Genomic DNA, 26,085 nt, shown 5'->3' with positions numbered 1-26,085 from the left:
GTCAGCGACGCACGAGTCGCGAGCCGACGACCCACGCGAGGCCGCAGAGCACCGCTGTCACTGCGAACGCCCCGACGAACGGAACGCCGCCGGCGAGGCCGCGAAGGGCTGCGAAGACGACCGCCGTCGCGGCCAGCGCGACCGCGGAGCCGGTGGAGTCGGCGATCGTCAGGGCGGAACTGTTGAAACCCTGGTCGGCGGTCGTCGAGTAGTGCAGCGTGAGGACGCCGAGGCGCGGGTACACGAAACCCATGCCGGCGCCGGCGAACGCCCAGCCGACGACCACGACCCACGGATCGAGGTGCCAGGCCGCCGTGGCGATCAGCGACGCGAGGGCGATAGTCAGCCCGGTGGCGCCGAGGCGTGCGGCCAGACGGTTGCCGATGCCGGGGAAGCGGCCCTGCGCCCACGAGGCCGCCGACCAGCTGAGGCCGGCCGCGGTGAGAGCGAGGCCGGCGATGGCGGCGGAGAGCCCGTACTCGGTCACCATCATGAGCGGTACGTAGACCTCGGAAGCGAAGAAGGTTGCGGCGACGATGGCACGCATCAGGATGACGCTCGGCAGACCGCGACGCGCGACCAGTGTCCCCCGCGGCACCAGCGGACGGATCGCGACAGCCGCGACCGCCACGGCGAGCACCGGCACGATCCACTGGATCGGGCCGGACGCCTCGGCGCCGAGAGTGAGGGCGAGCACCGCCACGGCGAGCAGCAGGGACCACAGGATGCGCCCGACCGGGAAGGACCCCGGCTCATCGGGAGCCCGGCGCACGCCGCGCATCACCGGAACCACCATCAGCATGGCGAGGGCGGTCAGCGCGACGACGCCCAGGAACACCCAGCGCCAGCCGACGGTCTCGCTCAGCACGCCCGCGATGAACGGACCGATCAGCGACGGGATGACCCACGCCGCGGCGAAGCCGGCGAAGATCCGGGGATGCAGTCGCGGCGGATACACCCGGGCCACGATGACGTACAGCACGACGGTGAGCGCTCCGCCGCCGAGACCGTGCACCAGGCGGCCGGTGACAAACACCCCCATCGTCGGGGCCAGTCCCGCGGTGAGGAGACCGGCCGCGAAGAGGACGACGGAGGCGATTAACGCCGACCGGGGATTGCCGCGATCGGTCCACGCGCCGGCGGCCACCATCCCGACGACGCCGACCGCGAGGGGACCGGCGAAGGCGAACGCGTAGAGCGAGGCGCCGTCGAGCTCGCGGCTGACGGTGGGCATGATCGTGGTCACGGCGAGGGCCTCGAAGGCCGCGAGCGTGATCAGGAGGCACATCCCGATGCTCGTCCAGCGGAACGGTGCGCTCAGCACACCGCCGGCCGGCGCGACATCGGGGGTGGCGGGGGCCGCGATCTCCGAATCCAGGTCGCGCGAGCTCATGGGCTCCAGCCTAGGCCGAGCCGCCGACGCCGGTCGGGGCCGGTCCCGAGCGCCCGGGTCGGCCGGTGGCGTCAGCCGACGGAGACGGGAGGAGCGGTGGAGGCGCGGACCACGAGGTCGGGCCGCAGCGTCACCGGCGTCGGCTCCGTCCCGCCCTCGATCTCGGTCACCAGGCTCTCGACACTTCGCCGGCCGAGCTGGGTGAAGTCCTGCAGCACGGTCGTGAGCGGCGGCCAGTAGTGAGCGGCTTCGGCGATGTCGTCGAAGCCGACGACGCTCACGTCTTCGGGGATCCGCCGACCCAGTTCGTGCGCCGCGTGATAGACGCCGAGCGCCATCTGGTCGTTGGAGGTGAACACCGCCGTCACCTCCGGATCACCGAGCACCTCGCGCCCGAGGCGGTAGCCGGATTCCGCGGTCCAGTCGCCTTCCGGCGACGGCATCGGAGTAAGGCCGGCGGCGGCGAGCTCCGACCGACAGCCGTGGACACGGGCCTGCGCCTCGAACCATTCGAGCGGCCCGGACAGGTGGACGATCCGCCGGTGGCCGAGGTCGATCAGATGCCGGGTCGCGGCCCGGGCGCCGGCCACCTGGTCGACGGTGAGCTCGCGCTGGACCGACGCCGGACCGCCCAGCAGGGTGACGTACGGGACGTCGAGGCGTACCGTCTCGAGCTGCTGCAGCACGACCTCCTGCGGCGCGATGACGATGAGCCCTTCGACCGATTGCGCGAGCAGGTGGTCGAGGCCGGCGGCGATCGACTCCGGCTCGAGGTCGGCGAGTTGGGCGACGGCGATGAAGTAGCCGGCCGCGCGGCCCGCATCCTGGATGGCGTTGATGCTCGACACTGGCCCGTAGAGCGCCGCGGCGGACGTCGAGAGGATGCCGATGGTGCGCGATCGGGCGGTGACCAGCGCCCGGGCGGCGCGATTGGGCCGGTAGTGCAGCTGGTCCATGGCGACCAGCACCCGCTGCCGCGTCGACTCCCGGATGCTCGGATGACCGTTGATCACGCGCGAGACCGTCTGGTGCGAGACGCCGGCGAGGGCGGCCACATCCCGCATGCTGGAGGCCCGCTGATGCTCGGTCACCGCGCCCCCTCCCGTGCGTCGCGACGCGCGCGGCGGCGCCGCGGCTGCCCCTATTATGCGGGATCGGCTCCAGCAGGCCGCCCGGAACGCCGACGGCGCGAGCGCGAGAGGGCGCCGACCCCCAGTGCGACGACGGCCGCGACCGCGGGGAAGACCAGATGCCATCCGGCCAGCACGAGCAGCCCGGCGGCGAGCACGCATGAGATCAGCGCCATCCACCAGCCGAGCGAGCGCGCCGGGAGCAGCCGCAACGCCGACGCCACTCCCAGGCCGTAGACCGCGGCCGCGATGCTGGTGTGGACGAGGATGAACGGCTGGAGGTCGCCGCTCGCCAGCACGACGACCGAGTACAGAGCCATGACGACCGCCGACAGCAGCAGCCCGCGCCGGGCGACCGCGCCGTTCTCGACGCCCCGGCCGAACCAGGCGGGGAGGTCGCCGTCGCGTCCCATGGCCGCGCCGAGCTTGCTGAAGGCCGCCAGGTAGGCGTTGAAGACGCCGGTCACCACGATGGCGGCGATCACGGCGACCACCACGCCTCCTCCGTCACCGGTCGCCACCCGGACGAGGTCGAGCAGCGGGACATCGCTCGTCGCCGCCTTCTCGCCGAGCACCACGACCGTGACAGCCTGGATGGCGAGGTACGCGACCGAGACGATGACCAGCGCGAGCGCGGTCGCCCGGGGGATGTCGCGCCGGGGGTTCCGGAACTCGCCGCCGATCCCGGCGACGGCCTCCCACCCGGCGAAGGCCCAGATGTAGAGGCTCATGGCCAGTCCGACGCCCGCCCACCCGTGCGGGAGCAGAGGCTCGAGGTTCTCTGGGCGCGCGTGCGGCGCCGCCGCCGCCAGCACGAAGATCAGCACCGCGACGAGCGCGCCCGACAGGACGAGTTGAACCGAAGCGGCGAACCGCACGCCGAAGGCCGTCACGATGACCGGGATCACCATCAGCCCGATGGCGATCAGGGTCGTGCTGAGCGCGTCGCCCCCGATCACCGCGACCACGTACCGGGCGGTCATGAGCGCCGCGATCGGCGCGCCGATGGGCGTGCCGAAGAAGAACCAGTACCCGATCACCCGGGCGGCGTCCGGACCGAACGCACGCCGCGCGAAGGTGGCGACGCCACCGGCGTCGGGGTGCCGTCGCGCGAGCGCGGCGAAGGTGCTCGCCAGCGGCACCGAGATCAGGGCGAGCGCCGCGACGGCGAGGATCGCGCCGGGACCGGCGGCGGCCGCGGCGAGCGCCGGGAGCACGAGGATGCCCGTGCCGAGCACCGCCGCGATGTACAGCGCGGTGCCGCCGGCCACTCCCAGCCGCCCGTGCGGGGTCGCGGGCACCCGCGGATCGCTGAGCTCGGGCTCCGGACCGCCGCTGCGCGTCGTGCTGCGGTTCGTCGTCGAGGGCCCGCGTTCCGTCATGTTCCCATGATGTCGCGGGCCCCCGACATGCGCGTAGCTGCGTCATTCCGTCAGGTCGTACACCGTCACTCCGTCGACGGTCTGCGCGGTGAACGTGTCGGCCACCCAGGCCGCGATCTGGCTGGACGCGCTGCTCCCACCGTTGGCCCGACCGCCCACGCCGCCCGCGATGAAGTAGTGGATGCGTCCCTCGGACACGTACTTCTGGAACTGTGCGAGCGTGGGCGATGGGTCGGAGCCGTTGAAGCCTCCGATCGGCATGACCGCCTCCTGAGTCGCCAGCTGGTAACCGGCGGCCGAGTTAGAGCCGACGGCTGCGGCGACCCAGGTATAGGACGACGCGTCCGCCTTCAGGAGCGCCGCGAGCTGGGAGCCGACGGCGCCAGCGCCCAGGAGCGAGCCCATCCCTCCCCCGCCGCCGGGCGCGGTTCCGGTGCCTCCGGTCGCGCCCGTCCCGCCCGGCGCCGTGCCGGTCGCGCCCGGAGGAGTCGCCTGGCCGCCGAAGCCGCCGGGACCGCCGTTCGCCCCACCGAGGGCGCCTCCGAAGCCGCGGGCGCCGCCCGGGCCGCCCATCCCGCCGGCCACGGTCGGTCCGGCGGTGACGATGGAGCCGGTGTGAGCCGTCGTCACCGTCTGGATCGTGTACGCGAGTGGCGCGAGAAGCGCGGCCACCAGGGTCACCGCGATGGTCGCGCCCGCGAGCGCCCGCCGCGGCGGCAGCACGAGCATCACGGCCGCGACGAGGGAGGCGACGAGCACGACGACCTTGAGCCACGGCAGCCAATCCGTTGCGCGGTCGAGCAGCGCCCAGGCCCAGATCCCCGTCCCGAGGACGACGACCGCGGAGACGATGCGGATCCAGAGCCGATCGCGCGCCTGCCAGAGCGCGGAGGCGCCGACCGCCACCGTGACAGCGAGCGCCGGAGCGAGCGCCACCGTGTAGTACGCGTGGAAGATGCCCGCCATGAAGCTGAACGCCAGGGCGGTCACGAGCAGCCAGCCGCCGAAGACGAGCAGAGTCGCCCGGCGCGCGTCGGTCCGGGCCATCCCGCGCCCGAGAACGAGGGCCACGGCGAACAGGACGAGCGCGGCGGGAAGGAGCCAGGCGATCTGACCGCCGATCTCGCTCTCGAACAGTCGGAGGATGCCGGTCTGGCCCCACATCCCACCGCCGGCCCCTCCTCCGCCGCCGGTGACCGATCCCGTCTCGTCGCCTGTGAGCCGCCCGAGGCCGTTGTAGCCGAACGTGAGCTCGAGGAAGCTGTTGGTCTGCGATCCGCCGATGTAGGGCCGCAGGGAGGCGGGTACGAGTTCGACGATGGCGACCCACCAGCCGGCGGAGACGACAACGGCGCCGAGGGCGGCGACGAGGTGCCCGAACCGCTTGCGCCACGACAGCGGCGCTGCGGCCAGATAGACCCCGGCGAGGACCGGGAGGATGAGGAACGCTTGCAGCTGCTTCGTCAGGAACGCGAACCCGACCGCGACGCCGGCCCACACCACCCAGCGCACCCGTCCGCTCTCGATGCCGCGCAACGTGAGGTACGCCGAGAAGGTCAGCAGGAGCACCAGCAGTGCATCCGGGTTGTTGAACCGGAACATGAGCGCGGCGACCGGAGTGATGGCCAGCACGCCGCCCGCGAGGAGGGCGGTCTGCGCGCCGAACCGCCGGCGCACGGTCGCGTAGACGAGACCGACCGTGGCGACGCCCATCAGCGCCTCCGGAACGAGGATGCTCCAGGAGCTGAGTCCGAACAGACGGACCGACAGCGCCATGATCCAGAGGCTCGCGGGCGGCTTGTCCACCGTGATCGAGTTCGCCGCATCACTCGACCCGTAGAAGAAGGCCTCCCAGTTCACACTCCCGGCCTGCACGGCCGCGGAGTAGAAGGAGTTCGCGTAACCGCTCGCCGCGAGGTCCCAGAGGTAGAGCAGCGCGGTCACAGCAAGGAGGCCGAGCAGTGCGGGGCGCTCCCAGCGGGCGGCACCCTCCCGCCCGCGGACGATCCGGCGAAGGGCATCGCGGACACGCCCCGGGGAATGCCTCGGAGCGGCCTCGGACGGCGTAGCTCCGGAACCCGGGAGGACGGACGGCGTGCCGGTGGTGGCAGTGGTGGACATGGCGTTCACTCGCTTTCGGTGGAGGTGAGGGAGAGCGTGGGAGTGGAAGTGGTGGACGGCACGGGGGCCGCACCCACCCGCGGCCGCCGGAACACCCACAGCCGCAGCAGTACGAAGCGCAGCAGCGTGGCCACGAGGTTCGCCGCCGTCAGCACGAGCAGCTGGAGTTGTGCAGAGGCGTGCGGGACCGCGGCGTGGAGCACGGCGAGCGAACCGCTGGTGAGGGCCCACGCGATGCCGAACACCACGAGCCCTTGGAACTGGTGCTTCACCATCCCGGGCCCGTCGACGCCGAAGGTGAAACGCCGGTTGGCCCAGGTGTTCGCGATCGCGGTGAGGAGCAGCGCCGCCAGATTGGCGACCTGCGCGGACAACGCACTCTGCAACACGAGGTACAGCAGGGCGTAGGCCGCGGTCGACAGGACCCCGACGATCCCGAAGCGCAGCACCTGCCCGAAGAAGCCGGGCGGACGCGGGGGCGCGAACGGGCGCCGGCCGAGCTCGGCGTACACCGACTCGAGCGGGATGCGACCGCGAGCCAGCTTCGTGCCCACCCGCAGCATCCCCTTCAGGTCGTCCGTCGCCGTCCGGACGATGTCGACCGAGCTGTCCGGGTCGTCGACCCAGTCGACCGGGATCTCGTGGATGCGCAGCCCGGCGCGCTCGGCGAGGATGAGCAGCTCGGTGTCGAAGAACCAGCCGTCGTCCTCCACGAGGGGCAGCAGTCGCTGGGCCACATCCCGCCGGATCGCCTTGAACCCGCACTGGGCGTCGCTGAAACCGACGGACATGGCCCGCCGCAGCAGCAGGTTGTAGCTGCGCGAGATGAACTCTCGCTTCCCGCCTCTCGCCACCCGGGAGGAACGCCCGAGCCGGGTGCCGATCGCGAGATCCGAATGACCGGACAGCAGCGGCGCGACGAGCGGCGGCAGCGCGGCGAGGTCGGTGGAGAGGTCCTCGTCGAGGTACACGAGCACCTCGGCGGGCGACGTGCCCCACACCAGTTTGAGTGCGCGACCGCGTCCCTTCAGCGGCAGATGCACGGCGACGACGTGCGGGAGGTCGGCCGCCAGCGCATCGGCGAGCGCCGGCGTCGCGTCCGTGCTCGCGTTGTCGGCGATGGTGATGCGCCAGCTGTAGCGCACGTCAGCGCTCAGGTAGGCATGCAGTCGGCGGATGGACGTGTCGAGCGTCGCCTGCTCGTTGTAGACCGGCACGACGACGTCGAGCGCCAAGATGGGCGCAGGGTGGGGAGAGGATTCGTGCGTCATCCCGACACCCTCGCGTCGTTACATTCCTGTGACCTTTCGCAGTCCTATGAGCCGTGAATGCCTTCTCTGCGGAGTTCCTATGCCCTGCACATCCACCCGCCGAGGGTTACGGCGCACCCGACACCGCGGGAGGATGTGCGGCAGAAGGAGGTCCAGTGCTCGGACTCGAACTGGTCGTCGTCATCGGCGTCACCACCCTGCTCACCAAGGTGATCGCGCGGAAGACGGGGATCGCCCAGCCGCTCCTCCTCGTCGGCATCGGCGTGCTGATCGGGTTCATCCCCCTGTTCCGCGACATCGAACTCGCGCCGGAGGTGGTGCTGTTCCTCTTCCTCCCGGCGATCCTCTACTGGGAGAGCCTGACCACCTCGCTGCGGGAGATCCGCTCCAACCTGCGCGGCATCGTCCTGATGAGCACGGGCCTCGTCGTCGTCACCGCCGCCGCAGTCGCGGTGCTGGCGCATGCGATGGGTCTGCCGTGGGGTGCGGCGTGGACGCTCGGCGCCGCGATCGCGCCCACCGACGCGACCGCGATGACCTCGTTCACGCGCTCGCTCCCCCGCCGCAACGTCACGATCCTGCGCGCGGAGAGCCTGGTGAACGACGGGACGGCCCTCGTGCTGTGGTCCCTCGCGGTCGGGTTCACTGTCGGCGACACCGATGTCAGCGTCGGCGCCGTCACGCTGACCCTCCTCATCGCGTACGTCGGCGCAGCCGTCATCGGCGCCCTGGTCGCCTGGATCGCCATCCTCGCCCGCCGTCGGCTCCGGGATGCGATCACCCAGAACATCGCCATGCTGCTGACCCCGTTCGTGGCATACCTGCTGGCCGAGCTGGTGCATGCCTCCGGGGTGCTCGCCGTGGTGGTCGCCGGGCTGATCATCAGCCAGGCCGGTCCCCGCATCGGCGTGGCCGAGGGGCGGAGGCAGTCGGACGCCTTCTGGACCTTCACGACCTTCCTGCTCAACGCCAGCCTGTTCGTCCTCGTCGGCATCGAGCTGCCGCGCTCGACCATGGAACTGGCGGCGGTCGACGTCGGGATGGGTCTGGTCGCGATCGCCGCCGTGACCGCCGTCATCGTCGCCGTCCGTTTCGCCTACCTCTTCGGCACGGTGTACCTGATCCGGCTCCTCGATCGGCGCCCGCAGCAGAAGAAGCGCCGGATGAGCGACCGCGCCCGCGTCGTGAGCGGGCTCTCCGGCTTCCGTGGCGCGGTCTCCCTCGCCGCCGCTCTCGCCGTGCCGACGACCTTGGAGAACGGCTCCCCCTTCCCCGGCCGCGACTTCATCGTGTTCGTCACCACCGGCGTGATCGTCGTGACGCTGGTCGGGCAGGGGCTCGTCCTCCCGGCGGTCGTCCGCTGGGCGCACCTTCCCTCCGACGAGTCGGTCGGGCACGAGCTGCGGCTCGCAGAGACGAGCGCGACCCGCGCGGCCCTCGACGAGCTGCCGCAACTCGCTCAGAGGCTCGGCGTCGACCCGGAGATCAGCGAACGCATCCAGGGCGAATTCGAAGAGCACCTCGAACTGCTGGAGGTCGAGGACGAGTCGCGCGACGGCGAGGAGGCGGCGGAGCGGAGCCGACAGGACACCGAGCTCCGGCTGGCGCTGCTGCACTGCAAACGCGAAGAGGTGGTCCGGCTGCGGGATGAGGGCGAGATCGACGACATCGTGCTCCGCGACATCCAGCGGCGGCTCGACGTAGAGGAGGTCCGGCTCACCGGGCGCGAACCCGGCGAGTGAGCTGCGTCCCTGCCCGGCGGCCCTACCCGGGAGCCCGAGAGCCGTCTACCATCGCGCTCAGAGCATCCACGTGAGCCATCCGGGAGGGACGCCATGAGCGACGCCAAGGAGAACTGGCCGGAGACGCCGTCGGGCGAACCGGTCGACACCGACGCCATCGCCGAAGGCGGCGGGGAAGGACCGTACGACGCCGACGGTTTCGTCGAGCCGGAGCACGACGAGTTCGATCCGCTCGAGGACGACAGCGGCAACTGATCGCCCGCACCTCTTGTCCCCCGGTCGTGTACCCCGCTAGGGTCGTGGTCAGACAGGCCGCCCGAGGGGAGGGGTGCAGCGTGACGACATTCGAATCACCGATCGGGAACGTTCCGAAGCCCGGTCAGGATGTGCATCTGGTGCGGTGGGTGCGCTCGGCGGACGGGTGGTCCAGCGAGACCCTGCTCTGCACATACCTGGGATGCACATCCGACTCCTGGATCGTCGACTCGCGCGGTGAGCAGGTCTCGCTCGCGCGCGACGAGTGGTCGCAGTTCGCGTTCTGACGCGGCGAATCGGAGCGCACGGCACCGGGCGCTAGAGCCCCGCCTGCCCCGCGAGCACCTCGACGGCCACCCGCCAGTCGCGGGCGGGGATGCCCTCGCCGTCCTCCTCCTCGCCGGGAAGCCGGGCGACGAACGCCGGCCACAGCTCGCCGGTGTCGTGGACCTCCTCGATCAGGCCGAGGTACTCGCCGCCGTAATAGACCTCCCATGCCGCGGTCGCGGTGGGGCTGTACATGAGCGTCAGCGGCAGCGAGCCGTAGGTGTAGACGGCGTGCTGGTGGGCGAGCTCCTTCTCCGTCATGACCGCAGAATAGGCGCGATCCCTCGCGGGCGGAAGGCCGCGTGACAGCGCGTGAACACGCGCGCCATCACAGAGGGCGCCACCGGGCTCGGACGGGTCAGGCGACGACCAGGTCGTCGTCCTCCGACTGCTCGTGGGTGGCCGAGACGGCGAGCGCGACCACATCGCGCATCCGCCCTCGACGCTCGAACGCCGCGCGCTGACGACCGGCTCCTCCACCGGTGGTGAGGATGCGCGCGAGGCCGCGGCGCACGAGCACCAGATCCCCGTTCGCCTCGAGTGCGGCCGCCGTGTGCGACAGCAGCGCGTCGATGGCCTCGACCGCCGGCACCTCGCGCCAGGTGACGGGATGCGGCAGCGAGCCGCGGACGCCGGTGAGCGCCGCCTGCCACTCGGCGAGGCGCAGTGCCGCCGAGGGCACGGGCGCCGGAGGAACGCCCGCCTGCCAGTCCGCCGCCGCCGTGTCGACGAGGGCGCGGACGAGTGCCGCGATGACCGCGGCGTCGCGGGCGTCGAGGCAGACGTCGGCGACCCGGACCTCCACCGTCGGCTGCTTGTGCGAGACGCGCGCGTCGAGGTACAGCATCCCCGTGTCGAGGATGACGCCGGTGTCGACCAGGAAGCGCTCGAACCGGTCGTACGCCTCCACCGAGCCGAACACGTCGGTCGGTCCGGCGCTCTGCCACTGGTGCCATGCGGCGAAGCGGTAACTGGCGTGCCCGGTGTCCGCTCCGCCGAAGAACGGCGAGTTCGCGCTTAGGGCAAGCAGGGTCGGAAGCCAGGTGCGGACGCGGTCAAGCACCGCGACGCCCTCCTCGCGGGAGTCGATGCCCACATGCACGTGGAAGCCGCAGACGAGGGTGCCCCGAGCCGTGAGCCCGTAGCGCTCGATCATCTTCGCGTAGCGGGGGTCGTCGGTCACGTGCGGGCGGAGCCGCATCGGCGACATTCCGACGGCGATGGCCCGGGCGCCGTGACGTTGAGCGAGTCCGTCGGCGAGTTCGCGGCCGCCGATGATGTCGAGCAGCAGCTCGCTGGTCTGCAGCTGCGGACGCGTCTGCGTCTCGATCATCTCCTGCTGGAACTCCGCGCTCACCGACGGCCCGTCGACGACCGGCGGAGCGTCCGCGAGGACGGACGGAGCCACCGGCGTGGCCATGCCGCGCGCGTCTACCAGGAGGAGTTCCTCCTCCACCCCGAAAGTCCTCACGAGACCACTATCGGCGAGGGCGGGCGGCCGGACAATACCCGATCAGCCGTGAATGTGCCGTGCGTCGGTTTGTGTCGGCGGCCGGGCCATCGATCGCGGCTGCCGCACATCCGTTGCGGTGTATTTGCTCTATTCGGCGAATCGTGGCGTGCATGGATTGCGGGGATGCCGACGTTGCCCTATAACTGACCCTGCGGCGCAAGGAATCGCCGGCGCAGTGATGCGAGATCGAGGAGCCTCCATGTGGGACACGGCGACGCGGATCCCCTTCGATCCGGCCCTGCTGACCGAGCGCAGCGACGCCGCCGCACGGATGCGGCTGATGGCCCTTCTGCTCGAACGTCCGGGCATCAGCATGGACGAGCTGCACGGGATGCACCTGCCGGGCCTGTTCGCCGACCTGCGGTCCTTCCACCGGGCCGGCCTCATCCGCACGTCGACGACGCCCCCGCGGTTCTTCGAACGGGAGACCCGCGTGTACCCGGTGTGCGACGGCACCGGCGACGGGACCGCCCCCGCCTGAGGCCGCCCCTCTAGACTCCGGGCATGCCCCGGACCCCTGACGTGACCGCTTCCACCGACTCCGAACCGGCCGCCTCCTGGCAGCGCGCGCTCGACGGCGATGCGGATGCGCTGGAGCGCCACCTCGCGGAGGGCAGCCGCCTCCCCGGACCGCGTGCCAACCTCGAGCTCGCCCACCGCGTCGCGGACCTGGCGCACGCGACGCCGCCCGAGCACCGGGCGGACGCCCTCCGCGTGCTCCGCCGGTGGCTGAGCGACGACCCTGGCCCCGCCCCCGACCTTCCCGAGGCGCATCGCGAATACCTCGCCGCGGTGGCCGCTCTCTCGGCCGGCGCGATCCTCGCCACCGGTCCGGATCCGGATGCGCTGGCGCTCCTCGACGCCGCGACCGCCGATCCCCGCTGGCGCGTGCGCGAACTCGCCGCCACAGGACTGCAACGGGTGCTCGCCGCCGACTGGGATCGCGGCATCGCGCACGCGCACGCCTGGCTGCCGGCCGGCCCGCTTCCCGTGCGAGCGGCCGTCGCCGCGGTCGCCGAGCCGTCCCTCCTGCGGGATCCCCGCCACGCCGCGGAAGCCGCCTCCGTCATCGAGTGTGCGGTCGACGCGCTGCTCGCCGTCCCGCCTTCCGGGCGCCGCGACCCGGACGTCCGGGTGCTCCGGAAGGCCCTCGGCTATGCGGTGAGCGTGGTCGCGGCGGCCGACCCCGATGCGGGGGTGGCCCTCCTGGAACGCCTCGCCACCTCCACGGACGGCGACGCCCGCTGGATCGCCCGCGAGAACCTCACGAAAGCGCGGCTGGCGCCGCTGTCCGACCGGCTGGCCGTCGCACGCGGGGCCCTCAGCCGACCGTGAGCGTGCCGTCCTCCGCCAGCGTCCATCCCGGGTTGTACGCGACCTCCCAGACGTGGCCGTCCGGATCGGCGAAGTACCCCGAGTACCCGCCCCAGAACACACGCTCGGCGGGTTTCAGGATGCGGGCACCGGCAGCCTCGGCCTGCGCGAAGACGCGGTCCACGTCCTCCTCCGACCGCTGGTTGCACGCGAGGGTGATGCCGCTGAACGTCCCGTCGACCGGATGCCGGGCGTCCTCGGCCAGCTCCTCCCGCCCGAACAGCGCGAACGCCATGCCGGGCAGCTGGTAGAAGACGACGCCCTCCGGCGCGTCGGCCGGCCTCCAGCCGAGTCCGTCCTCGTAGAAGGCGCGGCTCCTCGCCAGGTCGGCCACTCCGAGCGTCACGAGACTGATGCGTTGATCCATGCGCCCGAGGCTAGCCCCGGCCACCGACTCCCTGGTGAACGATCGAACGCCGCGTGCGACCGGCCCCGCTAGCGACCGAGCGCCTGCTCCACATCCGCGAGCAGGTCGTCCACATCCTCGATGCCCACGGACAGGCGCACGATGTTGTCCGGCACCTCGAGCGCGGTCCCACGAACCGAGGCGTGCGTCATCTCGGTCGGGTATCCGATCAGCGACTCCACACCGCCGAGCGACTCCGCCAGCTGGAACACCTGCGTCGACTCCGCGAACCGCCGGGCGGCCGCCGCACCATCGGAGAGCGCGACGGACAGCATGCCGCCGAACCCGCTCATCTGGCGCGCCGCGAGCTCATGCCCGGGATGCGTCGGCAGGCCCGGGTAGTAAACGGTCTCGATGCCCGCGTGGCCGACCAGCGCCTCCGCGATCGCCTGCGCGTTCGCACTGTGCTGGCGGACGCGCACCTGCAGCGTCTTGATGCCGCGCGTGGTGAGCCACGCATCCATCGGCGACGACACGGCACCTGCGGCGAACTGGATGAACTGCGCCTTCTCGGCGAGCTCCTCGTCGGCGAAGATCAGCGCGCCGCCGATGACGTCCGAGTGTCCGCCCAGGTACTTCGTGGTCGAGTGGACGACGACATCGGCGCCGAACGACAGTGGCTGCTGCAGCGCGGGCGACGCGAACGTGTTGTCGACGACGACGATCGCGCCGACGGCGTGGCCGAGCTCCACCAGCGCCGCGATGTCGCTGATCTTCATCAGCGGGTTGCTCGGCGTCTCGATCCACAGCATGCGGGTGCCGTCGGTCCAGAGCGCGGTGCGCACGGCGTCCAGGTCGGCGAGGTCGACGGTCGTGTTGCGGATCCCCCACTCGCTGTGGATGCGGTCGATCAGCCGGTGGGTGCCGCCGTACGCGTCGTTGCCGAGCACGATGTGGTCACCCGGGCGGAGCGCCGCGCGCAGCAGGGCGTCCTCCGCCGCCAGTCCCGACGCGAACGACAGGGCGCGTACGCCGCCCTCCAGCGAGGCGAGCAGCGTCTCGAGGGACGTGCGCGTCGGGTTGCCGGCGCGACCGTACTCGTAGCCGTTGCGCAGCCCACCGATGCCGTCCTGCACGAACGTCGAGGTCTGGTAGATGGGCGGGATGATCGCGCCGGTCGTCGGGTCGAACTCCTGACCCTCGTGGATGGCGCGCGTGGCGAAGCCGTGTGTCATTGTCTCTGTTCCTGTGTGGGTCGGCCCGGTACGGGTCAGTCGCTGAAGTAGTTGAGGAGGTCCTGGCGGGTGAGCACCGCGACGGGCTTGCCGCCGTCGGTCACCAGAAGGGCGTTCGTCGTGGCGAGCGCGGCGCGGGCGGCCGTGACCGGCTCGTTGACGCCGATGAGCTCGAGCGGCTCCCCGAGGTGGGTGCCGACGGAGTCGCTCATCTCGGCGTGCCCGCTGAAGACCGCATCCACCAGCGACCGCTCGTCGAGCGCGCCGGCGACCTCGCCCATGACGACGGGCGGCTCGGCGGTGAGGACCACGAGCTGCGAGACGCCGTAGGTGTTCATCGTCTGGATGGCGTCGCGCACCGTCTCAGAGGGGTGCGTGTGCACCAGGTCCGGCAGGGCGCCGCTCTTCGTCTTGATGATGTCGTGCACCGTGGACTCGTCGGGCACCTCGCTGAAACCGTAGGACTGCATCCACCGGTCGTTGAAGATCTTGGCGAGGTAGCCGCGGCCGCCATCGGGCAGGATGACCACGACCACGTCGTCCGGACCGAGGTCCTTCGCCGCCTGCAGGGCCGCCGCGACGGCCATGCCGCTCGACCCGCCGACGAGGATGCCCTCCTCGCGGGCGAGCCGCCGGGTCATCCGGAACGCCTCGGCGTCGCTGATCGCGATCACCTCGTCGACGACGCTGGGGTCGTAGGCGCCGGGCCAGAAGTCCTCGCCGACGCCCTCGACGAGGTAGGGCCGACCGGTGCCGCCGGAGTACACGGACCCTTCGGGGTCGGCGCCGACGATGCGGACGCGCCCCTCGGAGACCTCCTTGAGGTACCGCCCGGTGCCGCTGATCGTGCCACCGGTGCCCACACCGGCGACGAGGTGCGTGATGCGACCGTCGGTGTCGCGCCAGATCTCGGGACCGGTGGTCTCGTAGTGGCTGCGCGGACCGTTCGGGTTGAAGTACTGGTTGGGCTTGAACGCACCGGGGATCTCGGCCGTCAGGCGGTCGGAGACCGAGTAATAGGAGTCGGGATGGTCCGGCGGCACCGACGTCGGCGTCACCACGACCTCCGCTCCGTAGGCGGTGAGGACGTTGATCTTGTCCTCGCCCACCTTGTCGGGGAGGACGAACACGCACCGGTAGCCGCGCTGCTGCGCGACCAGGGCGAGCCCGACTCCGGTGTTGCCGCTCGTCGGTTCCACGATGGTGCCGCCGGGCTTCAACAGCCCGTCGCGCTCCGCAGCGTCGATGATGCGGGAGGCGATGCGGTCCTTCGACGAACCTCCGGGGTTCAGGTACTCGAGTTTGACGAGCACCGTCGCCGCGATCCCCTCGGTCAGCCTGTTGAGCTTCACGAGCGGGGTGTCGCCGACCAAGTCGATGATGGTCTCTGCGTACTTCACCCGACCCACCTTAACAGCGCGGATGCACCGCTGGCAGAGTATGACGCCCGCCCTAGAATCGGCTCATGCCCGTGTCCGACCTGTCGTCCGTCGCACAGGACTACCTGAAGATCATCTGGTCGGCGACCGAATGGTCGGACGACCCGGTGACGGTCAAGCAGCTGTCCGAGCGGATGGGCGTGCGCGCAGCGACCGTGTCGGACGGCATCCGGCGGCTCGCCGAGCAGGGGCTCGTCGCCCACGAGCGGTACGGCGGAGTCGAGCTGACGGACGCCGGGCGCCGGCACGCGGTCGCCATGGTGCGGAGGCACCGGCTGATCGAGACGTTCCTCGTGGAGGAGCTCGGCTACGGCTGGGACGAGGTGCACGACGAGGCCGAGGTGCTGGAGCACGCCGTCTCGGACGACCTGGTCGAGCGTCTGGATCGGCGCCTCGGCTTCCCGGCCCGCGATCCGCACGGAGACCCGATCCCGACCGCGGACGGCACACCGCGCCGCCCGGACGCCGTCCCGCTGCTGGACGCGGAGAGCGGAACGCCCCTGAGCGTCGCGCGTATCTCGGACGCCGACCCGGCGGTGCTCCGCTACCTCGGAGAGCGGGGCATCGGACTCGACACCGTGCTCAGCGTGGAGGAGCACCGCGCCTTCGCGGGCGATGTCACGGTGACGGTCGACGAGCAGCACATCGTGCTCGGGGCGACGGCCGCGGCGGCCGTCTGGGTGGCCGCGCAGGCCTGAGCAGCGGACCCGCCGCCTACCCTCCCGCGATGGTCAGGCCGACCAGGGCGAGGTTCAGGAGCACGACGAGGCCCGCGACGACGCCGCCCAGGATGCGCACCCACAGCCGGTCGGCCGATGCGCCCATCACGGCCCGCGAGCCGGTCAGCCGCAGCAACGGGATCATGGCGAACGGGATGCCGAGGCTGAGGAACACCTGCGACAGCACCAGGGCCCAGGTGGGGTCGACGCCGGCGGCGAGGATGATCACGGCCGGGATCAGCGTCACGATCCGGCGGACGAGGAGCGGCACGCGCAGCTTCAGCAGTCCGCCCATGATCGTCGCGCCCGCATAGCTGCCGACCGACGTGGAGGCCAGGCCGGAGGCGAGCAGGCCGATCGCGAAGACGACCCCGATCGCCGGGCCGAGGGCGGAGGAGATCGCGTGGTAGGCGCCCTCGATGGTGTCGGTCCCGTCGACGCCGCGCAGGGCGGACGCCGCGACGAGCAGCATGGCGATGTTGACGGCGCCGGCGAGCACGAGCGCGAGCACCACATCCACTCGGGTGGCGTGCAGCAGCCGGCGGATGCGGCCGGGGTCTGCGGTGGTGCCGTGCCGGTCGCGGGCCAGGGCCGAGTGCAGGTAGATGGCATGCGGCATGACCGTCGCCCCCAGCATGCTGGCCGCGAGCAGCACGGTCTGGGCGCCGTCGAATCGCGGCACCAGCCCGCCGACCGCCTGGCCCCAGTCGACCGGGCTGACGAACAGCCCGGCGAGGAACCCGACCGCGATCACGGCCAGCAGCCCCAGGATGACGGCCTCGAACGGGCGCTGGCCGCGGCGCGACTGGATGGCGAGGATGCCGATGGCGACGATGCCGACGATCAGCCCGCCGATGGGCAGCGGCAGCCCGAACAGCAGGTTCAGCGCGATGGCGCCGCCGATCACCTCGGCGATGTCGGTGGCCGCTGCGACGAGCTCGGCCTGCACCCAGTAGGCCCGGCGAGCGCCGGTTCCGAGCCGCTCCCCGAGGAGTTCGGGGAGGCTGCGACCGGTGACGATGCCGAGCTTGGCCGACTGGTACTGCACGAAGACCGCGATCGCATTGGCGGCGACCAGCACCCAGACGAGCAGGTATCCGTACCGCGCGCCGGCCGTCAGGTTGGCGGCGACGTTGCCCGGATCGACGTACGCGATGGCCGCGACGAACGCCGGTCCGAGCAGCAGCAGGAGCCGCGCGGGCGCGGCCCGCGGCACCCGCTCCTCGACCTCGACGCTCATCCGCAACCTCGCCTACCTAAAAAGTTAGCCCAGTCTAACTCTCCCCCTCCCCCCACCGTCGAGTCCGCAAACTTTGCACGCCGAACGCCCCCGGAGCGTGCAAAGTTTGCGGACTCGACGGTGGTGGGGCAGGGGGCGGAGGCGTCAGGCGAGGAGGGTGCGGAGCGCGGCGATGCGGCCGTCGCGCACCTCGATGACGTCGATGCCGCGGGCGACGGGCGCGCCCTCGGGGCCGAACGTCCAGGCGAGAGCGCCGGTGTCGCGTCCGAGGTAGACGGGGCCGGCGTCCGCGAACGCGAATGCGGCCGGCGCGTCGTCGATGAGGCCGGCGGCCTTCGCCTCGAGCGCATCCCATCCGGTCACCTCGCCCTCGGGATCGGCGAAGACGACGTCCTCGGTGTAGGTGCGCTCGATGGCGGCGCGGCGCGAGCCCGCGTCGCGGTTGCCGAAGACCTCGAGCAGGTTGGCGGACAGCAGGTCGGTGATCGTCGGCACGGGAGGCCCTTTCGTCGGATGGATGAGGACGCTACTCCTCGAGGACTGCGCTCTCGGTCTGCTCGCGGTACAGGCGCGAGTACACGCCGCCGAGGTCCAGCAGCTCGCGGTGCGTCCCGCGCTCGACGACCTGCCCGTGGTCGATCACGAAGATCACGTCCGCCGAGACGATGGTCGACAACCGGTGCGCGATGGCGATGGTGGTGCGGCCACTGGATGCGGTGTCGAGCGCCTGCTGCACGACCCGTTCCGAGATGGTGTCGAGGGCGCTCGTCGCCTCGTCGAGGATGAGCACCTCCGGGTCCTTGAGCAGCACGCGGGCGATGGCGATCCGCTGCTTCTCGCCGCCGGAGAGCCGGTAGCCGCGCTCCCCCACGATCGTCGCGTAGCCGTCCGGGAAGCGCGCGATCGTGTCGTGGATGTTGGCACGCTTGGCCGCGTCCTCCAACTGTTCCTGCGTCGCGTCCGGCCGGGCGTAGCGCAGGTTCTCGGCGATGGTCGCGTGGAACAGGTAGGTCTCCTGGCTGACCACCCCGATGTGCGAGACCAGCGAGTCCTGCTGGAGGTCGCGCACGTCCGTCTCGCCGAAGAGGATCGAGCCGCTCGTCGCGTCGTAGAACCGCGGGATGAGGTAGGAGACGGTGGTCTTGCCCGCGCCGCTCGGCCCGACGAACGCCGCGAACTCCCCGGGCTCGATGACGAACGACACGTCGTCGAGGGTGTTGCGCTCCCCGTCGCGGGCGTCCGGGTAGCGGAACACGACGTGGTCGAACTCGATCCTCCCGAGGTCGTCGGACGGATCCACCGGCACGGCGTCCGGACGGTCGGCGATCGCCGGTTTCAGGTCGAGGTACTCGAAGATGCGGGCGAACAGCGCACCCGAGGTCTGCAGGTCGAGCGCCACCCGCATCAGCGCGAGCAGCGGGAACAGCAGTCGCGCCTGCACGGTGGTGAACGCGACGATCGTTCCGGCCGAGATGTCCGTCGCACCGCCCACGATCAGCCACCCGGACACCAGGTACACGATGGCGGGGATCGACGACAGGAAGATGTTGACCATCGCGAAGAACCACTGGCCGCTCATCGCCTGCGACACCTGGAGGCGGATCTGGTTCTCGTTCTCGGCGGAGTAACGGCCGACCTCGGTGGTCTGGCGGTTGAAGCTCTTCGACAGCAGGATGCCGCTGACGCTCAGCGTCTCCTGCGTGATCGCCGTCATGTCCGACAACGACTCCTGCGTTTTGGTCGCGATGCGCGCACGGACCTGGCCGACCCGGCGCTGCGCGATCACGAGGATCGGCATGAGCACCACGGCGACGATGGTCAGCTGCCAGTTGAGCAGCAGCATCGCGACGAGCGCGGCGATCACCGTCACGGTGTTGCCGAGGATGCTCGAGATCGTGTTGGTGAGGACGCTGGCGACCCCGCCGACATCGTTCTGGAGCCGCGACTGGATGATGCCCGTCTTGGTGTGCGTGAAGAAGCTGAGCTCCATCGACTGCAGATGCGAGAACAGCCGGACGCGCAGCGCCCCCATCACCTTGTTGCCGACCGACGCCGTCAGGTAGGTCTGCCAGACGCCCAGCAGCGCCGACGCGATGTACACGATGAGCATGAACACGACGATCTCGACGAGCACCGGGATGTTCGGGCCGCCTGGCGGGAACAGCCCGTCGTCGAACGCCCGCTCGGTGAGCAGCGGCGGCACCACCGACAGCGCTGCGCCGATCAGCACGAGCACCATCGTGAACACGATCGCCATGCGGTGCGCCGAGAAGAGCGAGACGATCCGGCGGAACAGGTGCGGGATCTTCGGCGCCTCCGCGTTGATGGCCCGCTGAGCCTCCGCGTCGCCGCCGCTGACGCGCCCGCGACCGCCGCCGCCTCCGGCCGCAGCCATGCCGCGCATCCCGCTCATGGTCTCAGCGTAACCCCCGCCGGCGACCCCTCCGACGTGACGCAACCGTGATGCAAGCGCTTGACGTAAACGCTTGCATCACGCGAGAGCGTGGGGGTACGGTGATCGGCGGGCGCACACCTGTGCCCGCACCAAGAGCTCAACGAGGAGTGAAATGAAAGCAGCACGTCTCTCCGTGATCGCCGGGGTGGCCCTCGCAGGCCTCGCGCTGGCAGGATGCACCGGTGGCGGCGGTTCGGGAAGCGGTGGCGGCGACGCCAACTCGAATCTCGACAGCAAGGGTCCCATCACCTACGTGCAGGGCAAGGACAACTCCAATGTGGTCCGCCCGCTGATCGAGAAGTGGAACAAGGCCCACCCGGACGAGAAGGTCACCTTCAAGGAGCAGACCGACCAGGCGGACCAGCAGCACGACGACCTCGTGCAGCACTTCCAGGCCAAGGACACCAACTACGACGTCGTCGACGTGGACGTGGTGTGGACGGGTGAGTTCGCCGCGAAGGGCTGGCTCCAGCCGCTGACCGGCAAGTTCAAGATGGACAACTCGGCCCTCCTGGAGCCGACGGTGAAGTCGGGAACGTACAACGGCACCCAGTACGCGGCGCCGCAGACCTCTGACGGCGGCATCCTGTACTACCGCAAGGACCTGGTCCCGGAGCCCCCGAAGACGTGGGACGACATGCTCAAGGACTGTGACATCGCCAAGGCGAAGGGCATCGGCTGCTACGCCGGTCAGTTCGCCCAGTACGAGGGCCTCACGGTGAACGTCGCCGAGGCGATCAACACCAACGGCGGCACGATCGTCGGTGAGGACGGCAAGAAGGTCACCGTCGACAGCGACGAGGCGAAGGCGGGTCTGACCCGGCTGGTGGACGGCTTCAAGAACGGGCAGATCCCGGCCGAGGCCATCACCTACCAGGAGGAGCAGGGTCGGCAGGCGTTCGAGGCCGGCAAGCTGATGTTCCTGCGCAACTGGCCGTACGTGTACAACCTGGCCAAGACCGACGGCTCCTCGACGGTGAAGGACACCTTCGGCATCGCGCCGCTCCCGGGCATCAGCGCGGACAAGCCGGGCGTCTCCAGCCTCGGTGGCCACAACGCCGCGATCAGCGTGTACTCCAAGCACAAGGCGACCGCCTTCGAGTTCCTGAAGTTCCTGCAGAGCGAAGAGACGCAGAAGTTCTTCGTGACCCAGGGCTCTCTGGCACCGGTCGTGTCCTCGCTGTACGACGACGCGGCGCTGAACAGCCAGCTGCCGTACCTGTCGACGCTGAAGACCTCGATCGAGAACGCGGTCCCGCGTCCGGTGTCGCCGTTCTACCCGGCCATCACCAAGGCCGTGCAGGACAACGCGTACGCCGCCCTCAAGGGTGACAAGACGGTCGACGAAGCCCTGAAGGACATGGCATCGGCGATCAACACCGCCAGCGCCGGCTGAGCCCGGCCTGAAACGGTTGCCGGGCGGCGGGACCTCTCCCGCCGCCCGGCCCCTCTCCTTCCGACAAGCATCCGGAGGCACACATGTCAACGTCGAACGTCGTCGCCCCCTCATCCACCAGTACCGGTAAGAACGGCAAGCCGCCGATCCGCGCCGGCGCGAAGCGGCAGCGTGCCCAGCAGAGTCGCTGGGCCTTCTACCTGATCATCCCCACCCTGGTCCTGCTCGCGGTCGTGATCGGCTACCCGGTCGTCTCGGCGATCGTGATGTCCTTCCAGAAGGACGCGGGTCTCGACCCGGCGACCGGCCTGTTCGTGCAGGGCGGGTTCGCCGGTTTCCAGAACTACGCCCACTGGCTGCTCCAGCAGTGTCAGGGCCCCAACGGCACCACGATCTCCTGTCCGCCCGGCAACCTCGGCTCCAGCTTCTGGAGCGCCGTGTTCGTCACCTTCTTCTTCACGGTGACGACCGTCATCCTCGAGACCGGCCTGGGCCTCTGGTTCGCGCTGATCATGAACCGCGCGTTCCGCGGCCGCGGCCTCGTCCGCGCGGCGATCCTGATCCCGTGGGCAATCCCCACCGCGGTCACCGCGAAGCTGTGGTTCTTCATCTTCTCGGTCGCCGGTGTCGCCAACGCGGTCCTCGGCGCCCACATCCTGTGGACGTCGGATGAGTGGGCGTCCCGGTTCGCGGTCATCATCGCCGACACCTGGAAGACCACGCCGTTCATGGCGCTGCTGATCCTGGCCGGTCTGCAGATCATCCCGGAGGAGGTCTACGAGGCCGCGAAGGTCGACGGCGCGACCACCTGGCAGCGCTTCTGGCGCGTGACCATGCCGCTGCTGAAGCCGGCGCTCATGGTCGCGATCCTGTTCCGTGTGCTCGACGCCCTCCGCATCTACGACCTGCCGCAGATCCTCACTGGCGGTGGAGGTGGCACAGGCCATGCCACGACCACGTTGTCCATCCTGGTGGTCGATCAGATCAGGCAGGGCTTCAACAGCGCGGCCGCCCTGTCCACCATCACGTTCATCATCATCTTCCTGATCGCCTTCATCTTCGTCCGGCTCCTCGGGACGAACGTCGTGCGAACGCAGGAGGACCAGCAGAAGGGGGCGAAGCGATGACCGCCGTCGCCGGCCAGGCAGCAGCGACCGCCGAGGCGGGAGCTCTCCCTCGTACCCAGACCAAGAACCGTGGCAGGCAGCGCCGCCGCAACGCCGGTCTCCGCACCGGCATCCAGGCGATCGTGATCGTGCTGTGGTGCTTGCTGCCCTTCTACTGGATGGTCGTGACCTCGTTCCGGGATGTCGGCTTCACCAACGACAACACCCCGTGGATCACGCATTTCACCTGGGACAACTACGTCACCGCGCTCTCGACCAACCTGGGCAACCACCTCGGCCAGGCGCTGCTGAACTCGCTGTTCATCGGCATCTGCGTCACGGTGATCTCCCTGGTCGTCGGCATCTTCGCCTCGTACGCCCTCGCCCGCCTGGACTTCAAGTTCAAGGGCATCGTGCTGGGGATCATCCTCGCCGCCTCGATGTTCCCGGGCGTCGCGCTGATCACCCCGCTGTTCCAGCTGTTCACCAACATCGGCTGGATGGGCACCTACCAGGCGCTGATCATCCCGGAGATCTCCTTCGCCCTCCCCCTGACCGTCTACACGCTCAACTCGTTCTTCCGCGAGATGCCGTGGGACCTGGAGGAGGCCGCGCGGATCGACGGGTGCACCCAGGCGCAGGCATTCAGGAAGATCATCCTCCCGCTGGCGGCTCCCGCCGTGTTCACGACGGCGATCCTGGCGTTCATCTCGTCGTGGAACGAGTTCCTGATCTCCAGCCAGCTGTCGAGCGACGCGACCCAGCCGGTCACCGTGGCCATCGCCTCCTTCACCGGCAGCCAGCCGCACCAGGAGCCGTACACCGCGGTCATGGCAGCCGGTACGATCGTGACCGTGCCGCTGATCATCCTGGTGCTGATCTTCCAGCGGCGCATCGTGGCCGGACTCACGGCCGGTGGCGTGAAGGGCTGATCGGATGCGCTGGAGCGACTCCCGCGAGGTCGTCGACGTCGGCCTCGGCTTCGTCGGGTTCTTCGCGGTGGCGTTCCTCGGGATCACCGTCTTCTGCGAACTGACCGGCGAACCGGCTCTCGGCTGGGCGCTCACCCTCCTCGTACTCGTCCTCGCCTTCATCGGCCTCCTGCAGCTGCGCCGCCGCATCATCGCGCGGCGGCAGGAGGCCGAGGAGGCGCGGCTCGAGCACCAGGACTCCTGAACGGAGCCGGGCGATGCCAGGGATCGAGGAGGTCGCGCGCGCGACCGGGGTCTCCACCGCCACCGTCTCCCGGGCGCTGCGCGGCCTGCCGAACGTCTCGGACAAGACGCGCGCGGCGGTCCGCCGAGCGGCGGACGAGCTCGGCTACGTCGCGTCGTCGAGCGCGTCGGGCCTCGCCAGCGGCCGCACCCTGGCCATGGGGGTCGTCGTCCCGTCGGTGAGCCGGTGGTTCTACACCCAGGTGCTGGAGGGGGTGGATGCGGAGCTGCGGTCGGCGAGCTACGACATGATCCTCTTCAACCTCGGGGGGCACCGCGGCGACCGGGAGCGCGTCTTCCACCGCAGCATCCTGCGCAAGCGCACCGATGCCCTGCTCGCGCTGTGCCTCGACTTCACGACGGAGGAGCGGGAGCAGCTGGCGACGCTCGGACATCCGACGATCGTCGTCGGCGGACCGGTCAAGGGCCTCCGCAGCGTCGGCATCGACGAGACCTCGACCGCCTACACCGCGACCTCCCACCTCATCTCGCTCGGTCACACGGCGATCGCGCACCTGGGCGGAGAGGACGAGGAAGGCCTCAACAGCCAGGTGCCGATCGGGCGCCTGCACGGGTTCAAGGATGCGATGCGCGACGCGGGTCTCCCGGTGCGTCCCGAGTGGGTCATCCCCGGCGGGTTCTCGCTGCCCGAGAGCCGCGCGGCGATGAACCGGCTGCTGGATGCGCCCGGCCCCCGGCCGACCGCAGTGTTCGCCGGATCGGACGAGATGGCGTTCGGTGCCATCCTCGCGGCGGGCGATCACGGCCTGCGGGTGCCGGACGACCTGTCGGTGATCGGCATCGACGACCACGACTACGCCGCCGGATTCGGGCTCACGACGATGGCGCAGGACCCCTTCGAGCAGGGAGCGACCGCCGCGCGAATCCTGCTGGACGAACTCGCCGGTGCCGAACCGCGCACCGGATCGGTGGGGTCGCCGGTCAGCCTGGTGGTCCGCTCGTCCACCGCACCGCCGCGCTGATGTCCCGTTGCGCGCCCGCTGTCTGAAAGAATGGTGAGGCGGCCATCCGGCTGAGCGCGCCTTTCGGGTAGGCACGGTCAGCTGACGGGGTCGCCCGTCGGGCTATCGGGGCCCATATGACGGGAAGAGCCGCCCTGACTAGGACAGGGCGGCTCTTCGAATTCGGTGGGAACGTTTCCGCACCGGCGGTTCTCGTCAGTCGGCGTCGGCGAGCGACAGCACCTCGGCCTCCTGCTGCGGAGTCTCTGCGGGTGCATCCACCCGCTTCAGGTGCTTGTGGCCGATCATGATCAGCGCCGCCGCGATCAGCACCGAGATGGCTCCGGCGTAGAACGGCATGGCCGGGCCGACAATGTCGGCGAGGAGTGTCGCGGCCGGCGGGGCGACGGCGCCGCCGAGGAAGCGGACGCCCGAGTAGGCGCTCGACGCCACGGATCGCGGCAGATCGGTCGCCTCCATGACGCACTCGGTGAGCACGGTGTTCAGGATGCCCAGCAGCAGTCCGCCGACGATCACGCAGACGATGAGCGCGACCAGCGAGCCGACGAACAGCCCTGCGGCCAGAAGGTCGAGCGCGAGCAGGGGCATGACGAGCCAGAGCACCCGCGTGCGCGGCAGCCGGGCCGTGAGGAGCGGCGCGACCCACACCGAGGTGACGGCGAGGGCGACGCCCCAGCCGAAGAAGATCAGGCCGAGCGTGATGGCATCCTCGACCCCGAGCGGCACGAGCGCGAACGGCGTGTAGGCGAGCAGCACGAAGAAGCCGATGTTGTAGAACAGGGCGGCGCCGGCGAGGAAGCCGAGCGCGGGCCGGCCGAGGGCGCGGAACGGCGCGGACAGCTTCGTGGGCTGCGGCTTCTCCGGGTTCTTCTTGAGGAGGGCGACGATCGCGATGAAGCCGATCGCCATCAGGGTCGCGGTGCCGAAGAACGGCCCGCGCCAGCTCCAGCTGCCGAGCAGGCCGCCGAGCAGCGGTCCGATCGCGATGCCGAGTCCCAGGGCGGCCTCGTAGAGGATGATCGCCGCCGACGTCCCGCCCGACGCTGCCCCGACGATGGTCGCGAGCGCGGTGGAGATGAACAGCGCGTTGCCGAGCCCCCAGCCGGCGCGGAACCCGATGATCGACTCGACGTTCTGCGACAGGCCGGCGGCGAGCGCGAACACGACGATCAGGGCGAGCCCGATGAGCAGCGTCCTCTTCGCCCCGATGCGGCTCGAGATCCAGCTGGTGAAGAACATGGCGGCGCCGGTGATGAGCAGATAGCTGGTGAACAGCATCTCCGTCTCGGTCGGCGTCGCCTCCAGGCTCTTCGCGATCGCGGGCAGGATCGGGTCGACGAGACCGATGCCCATGAAGGCGATGACGGAGGCGAAGGCGACGGCCCAGACGGCGGTCGGCTGCTTCAGGATGCTGGTGGGGCGTTCGTGGGACATGAAGGGGAGA

25 protein-coding genes are annotated in these 26,085 nt (G+C 70.5%); 11 read left to right on the top strand and 14 right to left on the bottom strand.

Translation table 11 applies throughout. From position 1 onward, the window contains the following. Window position 1: 1 nt before the first annotated feature. The 5 genes from AXZ95_RS04550 to AXZ95_RS04530 form a co-directional block, all read right to left on the bottom strand. A complete protein-coding gene (locus AXZ95_RS04550; RefSeq protein ID WP_018189829.1) occupies window positions 2-1,393 on the bottom strand; it encodes an MFS transporter in 1,392 nt (463 codons plus the stop codon). Window positions 1,394-1,464: 71 nt separating this feature from the next. Next, window positions 1,465-2,484, bottom strand: coding sequence for a LacI family DNA-binding transcriptional regulator (locus tag AXZ95_RS04545; RefSeq protein ID WP_018189828.1), 1,020 nt, complete (start codon window positions 2,482-2,484; stop codon window positions 1,465-1,467). Between the two features lie 53 nt (window positions 2,485-2,537). Then, window positions 2,538-3,905, bottom strand: a complete 1,368-nt coding sequence (locus AXZ95_RS04540; protein ID WP_018189827.1) for an amino acid permease — start codon at window positions 3,903-3,905, stop codon at window positions 2,538-2,540. Between the two features lie 42 nt (window positions 3,906-3,947). Further along, window positions 3,948-6,035, bottom strand: a complete 2,088-nt coding sequence (locus tag AXZ95_RS04535; RefSeq protein ID WP_018189826.1) for a glycosyltransferase family 39 protein — start codon at window positions 6,033-6,035, stop codon at window positions 3,948-3,950. After that, entirely contained in the window at window positions 6,032-7,297 is a 1,266-nt protein-coding gene (locus AXZ95_RS04530) for a bifunctional glycosyltransferase family 2/GtrA family protein (RefSeq protein WP_051087271.1), read from the bottom strand. The genes AXZ95_RS04535 and AXZ95_RS04530 overlap by 4 nt, the downstream gene beginning before the upstream one ends. Window positions 7,298-7,452: 155 nt before the next feature. On the opposite strand from AXZ95_RS04530, the gene AXZ95_RS04525 reads away from it, so the two are divergent. The 3 genes from AXZ95_RS04525 (at window position 7,453) to AXZ95_RS04520 (ending at window position 9,581) form a co-directional block, all read left to right on the top strand. Continuing rightward, window positions 7,453-9,039, top strand: a complete 1,587-nt coding sequence (locus AXZ95_RS04525; protein WP_018189824.1) for a Na+/H+ antiporter — start codon at window positions 7,453-7,455, stop codon at window positions 9,037-9,039. 93 nt (window positions 9,040-9,132) lie between these two features. After that, entirely contained in the window at window positions 9,133-9,294 is a 162-nt protein-coding gene (locus tag AXZ95_RS19575) for a hypothetical protein (RefSeq protein ID WP_018189823.1), read from the top strand. An 80-nt stretch (window positions 9,295-9,374) separates the two neighbouring features. Beyond that, window positions 9,375-9,581 (top strand): hypothetical protein, encoded by a 207-nt coding sequence (locus tag AXZ95_RS04520; RefSeq protein ID WP_018189822.1) that lies wholly within the window; start codon window positions 9,375-9,377, stop codon window positions 9,579-9,581. A 31-nt stretch (window positions 9,582-9,612) separates the two neighbouring features. Here the strand turns inward: AXZ95_RS04520 and AXZ95_RS04515 are convergent, their stop codons facing one another. Then, a complete protein-coding gene (locus AXZ95_RS04515) occupies window positions 9,613-9,882 on the bottom strand; it encodes a hypothetical protein (RefSeq protein WP_018189821.1) in 270 nt (89 codons plus the stop codon). Window positions 9,883-9,979: 97 nt separating this feature from the next. Next, window positions 9,980-11,092 carry a glutamate--cysteine ligase gene (locus tag AXZ95_RS04510; protein WP_166645313.1) on the bottom strand — a complete coding sequence of 371 codons (1,113 nt, stop codon included), beginning with the start codon at window positions 11,090-11,092 and terminating at the stop codon, window positions 9,980-9,982. A gap of 241 nt (window positions 11,093-11,333) precedes the next feature. On the opposite strand from AXZ95_RS04510, the gene AXZ95_RS04505 reads away from it, so the two are divergent. Continuing rightward, window positions 11,334-11,615 carry a hypothetical protein gene (locus AXZ95_RS04505; RefSeq protein ID WP_018189819.1) on the top strand — a complete coding sequence of 94 codons (282 nt, stop codon included), beginning with the start codon at window positions 11,334-11,336 and terminating at the stop codon, window positions 11,613-11,615. A gap of 23 nt (window positions 11,616-11,638) precedes the next feature. Continuing rightward, the gene (locus AXZ95_RS04500) at window positions 11,639-12,469 is read left to right on the top strand and encodes a hypothetical protein (RefSeq protein WP_231374341.1); all 831 of its coding nucleotides are present in this window, start codon (window positions 11,639-11,641) and stop codon (window positions 12,467-12,469) included. Here AXZ95_RS04500 and AXZ95_RS04495 read toward each other — a convergent pair. From AXZ95_RS04495 to AXZ95_RS04485, 3 genes are all read right to left on the bottom strand, one after another. Next, entirely contained in the window at window positions 12,456-12,875 is a 420-nt protein-coding gene (locus AXZ95_RS04495) for a VOC family protein (protein WP_026307053.1), read from the bottom strand. The two genes, AXZ95_RS04500 and AXZ95_RS04495, sit on opposite strands and share 14 nt — an antisense overlap. 68 nt (window positions 12,876-12,943) lie before the next feature. Continuing rightward, window positions 12,944-14,089 (bottom strand): cystathionine gamma-synthase, encoded by a 1,146-nt coding sequence (locus AXZ95_RS04490; RefSeq protein WP_018189816.1) that lies wholly within the window; start codon window positions 14,087-14,089, stop codon window positions 12,944-12,946. 35 nt (window positions 14,090-14,124) lie between these two features. Further along, complete coding sequence (locus AXZ95_RS04485) at window positions 14,125-15,489, bottom strand: cystathionine beta-synthase (RefSeq protein ID WP_018189815.1); 1,365 nt, start codon at window positions 15,487-15,489, stop codon at window positions 14,125-14,127. A 65-nt stretch (window positions 15,490-15,554) separates the two neighbouring features. Here AXZ95_RS04485 and AXZ95_RS04480 point away from each other — a divergent pair, with 65 nt between their 5' ends. Then, the gene (locus AXZ95_RS04480) at window positions 15,555-16,226 is read left to right on the top strand and encodes a metal-dependent transcriptional regulator (protein WP_018189814.1); all 672 of its coding nucleotides are present in this window, start codon (window positions 15,555-15,557) and stop codon (window positions 16,224-16,226) included. Window positions 16,227-16,242: 16 nt separating this feature from the next. On the opposite strand, the gene AXZ95_RS04475 is transcribed toward AXZ95_RS04480, so the two are convergent. From AXZ95_RS04475 to AXZ95_RS04465, 3 genes are all read right to left on the bottom strand, one after another. Next, entirely contained in the window at window positions 16,243-17,487 is a 1,245-nt protein-coding gene (locus AXZ95_RS04475) for an Nramp family divalent metal transporter (protein WP_018189813.1), read from the bottom strand. Between the two features lie 144 nt (window positions 17,488-17,631). After that, the gene (locus tag AXZ95_RS04470; protein WP_018189812.1) at window positions 17,632-17,982 is read right to left on the bottom strand and encodes a nuclear transport factor 2 family protein; all 351 of its coding nucleotides are present in this window, start codon (window positions 17,980-17,982) and stop codon (window positions 17,632-17,634) included. A gap of 31 nt (window positions 17,983-18,013) precedes the next feature. Beyond that, entirely contained in the window at window positions 18,014-19,882 is a 1,869-nt protein-coding gene (locus tag AXZ95_RS04465; protein WP_043742181.1) for an ABC transporter ATP-binding protein, read from the bottom strand. 172 nt (window positions 19,883-20,054) lie between these two features. Here AXZ95_RS04465 and AXZ95_RS04460 point away from each other — a divergent pair, with 172 nt between their 5' ends. The 5 genes from AXZ95_RS04460 to AXZ95_RS04440 all read left to right on the top strand — a co-directional run bounded on the left by AXZ95_RS04460 (window position 20,055) and on the right by AXZ95_RS04440 (window position 24,641). Then, a complete protein-coding gene (locus AXZ95_RS04460) occupies window positions 20,055-21,338 on the top strand; it encodes an ABC transporter substrate-binding protein (RefSeq protein WP_018189810.1) in 1,284 nt (427 codons plus the stop codon). 83 nt (window positions 21,339-21,421) lie between these two features. Beyond that, window positions 21,422-22,465: a sugar ABC transporter permease gene (locus AXZ95_RS04455; RefSeq protein WP_018189809.1), complete on the top strand. Its 1,044-nt coding sequence runs from the start codon at window positions 21,422-21,424 to the stop codon at window positions 22,463-22,465. Further along, window positions 22,462-23,376: a carbohydrate ABC transporter permease gene (locus AXZ95_RS04450; protein ID WP_018189808.1), complete on the top strand. Its 915-nt coding sequence runs from the start codon at window positions 22,462-22,464 to the stop codon at window positions 23,374-23,376. Before AXZ95_RS04455 ends, AXZ95_RS04450 begins: the two co-directional genes overlap by 4 nt. A gap of 4 nt (window positions 23,377-23,380) precedes the next feature. Continuing rightward, window positions 23,381-23,620, top strand: a complete 240-nt coding sequence (locus AXZ95_RS04445) for a hypothetical protein (RefSeq protein ID WP_018189807.1) — start codon at window positions 23,381-23,383, stop codon at window positions 23,618-23,620. A gap of 13 nt (window positions 23,621-23,633) precedes the next feature. Beyond that, on the top strand, window positions 23,634-24,641 hold the full coding sequence (locus AXZ95_RS04440; protein ID WP_018189806.1) for a LacI family DNA-binding transcriptional regulator: 1,008 nt from the start codon (window positions 23,634-23,636) through the stop codon (window positions 24,639-24,641). Window positions 24,642-24,836: 195 nt separating this feature from the next. Here AXZ95_RS04440 and AXZ95_RS04435 read toward each other — a convergent pair whose 3' ends face one another. Then, window positions 24,837-26,075: an MFS transporter gene (locus tag AXZ95_RS04435; protein ID WP_018189805.1), complete on the bottom strand. Its 1,239-nt coding sequence runs from the start codon at window positions 26,073-26,075 to the stop codon at window positions 24,837-24,839. Between the last annotated feature and the right edge of the window lie 10 nt (window positions 26,076-26,085).

Origin of the sequence: Leifsonia sp. 115AMFTsu3.1, assembly GCF_004362795.1 — a bacterium.
Lineage (GTDB): Bacteria > Actinomycetota > Actinomycetes > Actinomycetales > Microbacteriaceae > Leifsonia.
The sequence above is the reverse complement of the archived record's forward strand: the minus strand, read 5'-3'. Positions and strand labels throughout refer to the sequence as shown.

Bases quoted from the DNA above. Each gene is read 5' to 3' on its own strand.
- AXZ95_RS04550 (WP_018189829.1), bottom strand. From the start codon at position 1,393: ATGAGCTCGCGCGACCTGGATTCGGAGATCGCGGCCCCCGCCACCCCC.
- AXZ95_RS04540 (WP_018189827.1), bottom strand. From the start codon at position 3,905: ATGACGGAACGCGGGCCCTCGACGACGAACCGCAGCACGACGCGCAGC.
- AXZ95_RS04530 (WP_051087271.1), bottom strand. From the start codon at position 7,297: ATGACGCACGAATCCTCTCCCCACCCTGCGCCCATCTTGGCGCTCGAC.
- AXZ95_RS19575 (WP_018189823.1), top strand. From the start codon at position 9,133: ATGAGCGACGCCAAGGAGAACTGGCCGGAGACGCCGTCGGGCGAACCG.
- AXZ95_RS04515 (WP_018189821.1), bottom strand. From the start codon at position 9,882: ATGACGGAGAAGGAGCTCGCCCACCAGCACGCCGTCTACACCTACGGC.
- AXZ95_RS04505 (WP_018189819.1), top strand. From the start codon at position 11,334: ATGTGGGACACGGCGACGCGGATCCCCTTCGATCCGGCCCTGCTGACC.
- AXZ95_RS04500 (WP_231374341.1), top strand. From the start codon at position 11,639: ATGCCCCGGACCCCTGACGTGACCGCTTCCACCGACTCCGAACCGGCC.
- AXZ95_RS04495 (WP_026307053.1), bottom strand. From the start codon at position 12,875: ATGGATCAACGCATCAGTCTCGTGACGCTCGGAGTGGCCGACCTGGCG.
- AXZ95_RS04490 (WP_018189816.1), bottom strand. From the start codon at position 14,089: ATGACACACGGCTTCGCCACGCGCGCCATCCACGAGGGTCAGGAGTTC.
- AXZ95_RS04480 (WP_018189814.1), top strand. From the start codon at position 15,555: ATGCCCGTGTCCGACCTGTCGTCCGTCGCACAGGACTACCTGAAGATC.
- AXZ95_RS04475 (WP_018189813.1), bottom strand. From the start codon at position 17,487: ATGAGCGTCGAGGTCGAGGAGCGGGTGCCGCGGGCCGCGCCCGCGCGG.
- AXZ95_RS04465 (WP_043742181.1), bottom strand. From the start codon at position 19,882: ATGGCTGCGGCCGGAGGCGGCGGCGGTCGCGGGCGCGTCAGCGGCGGC.
- AXZ95_RS04460 (WP_018189810.1), top strand. From the start codon at position 20,055: ATGAAAGCAGCACGTCTCTCCGTGATCGCCGGGGTGGCCCTCGCAGGC.
- AXZ95_RS04455 (WP_018189809.1), top strand. From the start codon at position 21,422: ATGTCAACGTCGAACGTCGTCGCCCCCTCATCCACCAGTACCGGTAAG.
- AXZ95_RS04450 (WP_018189808.1), top strand. From the start codon at position 22,462: ATGACCGCCGTCGCCGGCCAGGCAGCAGCGACCGCCGAGGCGGGAGCT.
- AXZ95_RS04445 (WP_018189807.1), top strand. From the start codon at position 23,381: ATGCGCTGGAGCGACTCCCGCGAGGTCGTCGACGTCGGCCTCGGCTTC.
- AXZ95_RS04440 (WP_018189806.1), top strand. From the start codon at position 23,634: ATGCCAGGGATCGAGGAGGTCGCGCGCGCGACCGGGGTCTCCACCGCC.
- AXZ95_RS04435 (WP_018189805.1), bottom strand. From the start codon at position 26,075: ATGTCCCACGAACGCCCCACCAGCATCCTGAAGCAGCCGACCGCCGTC.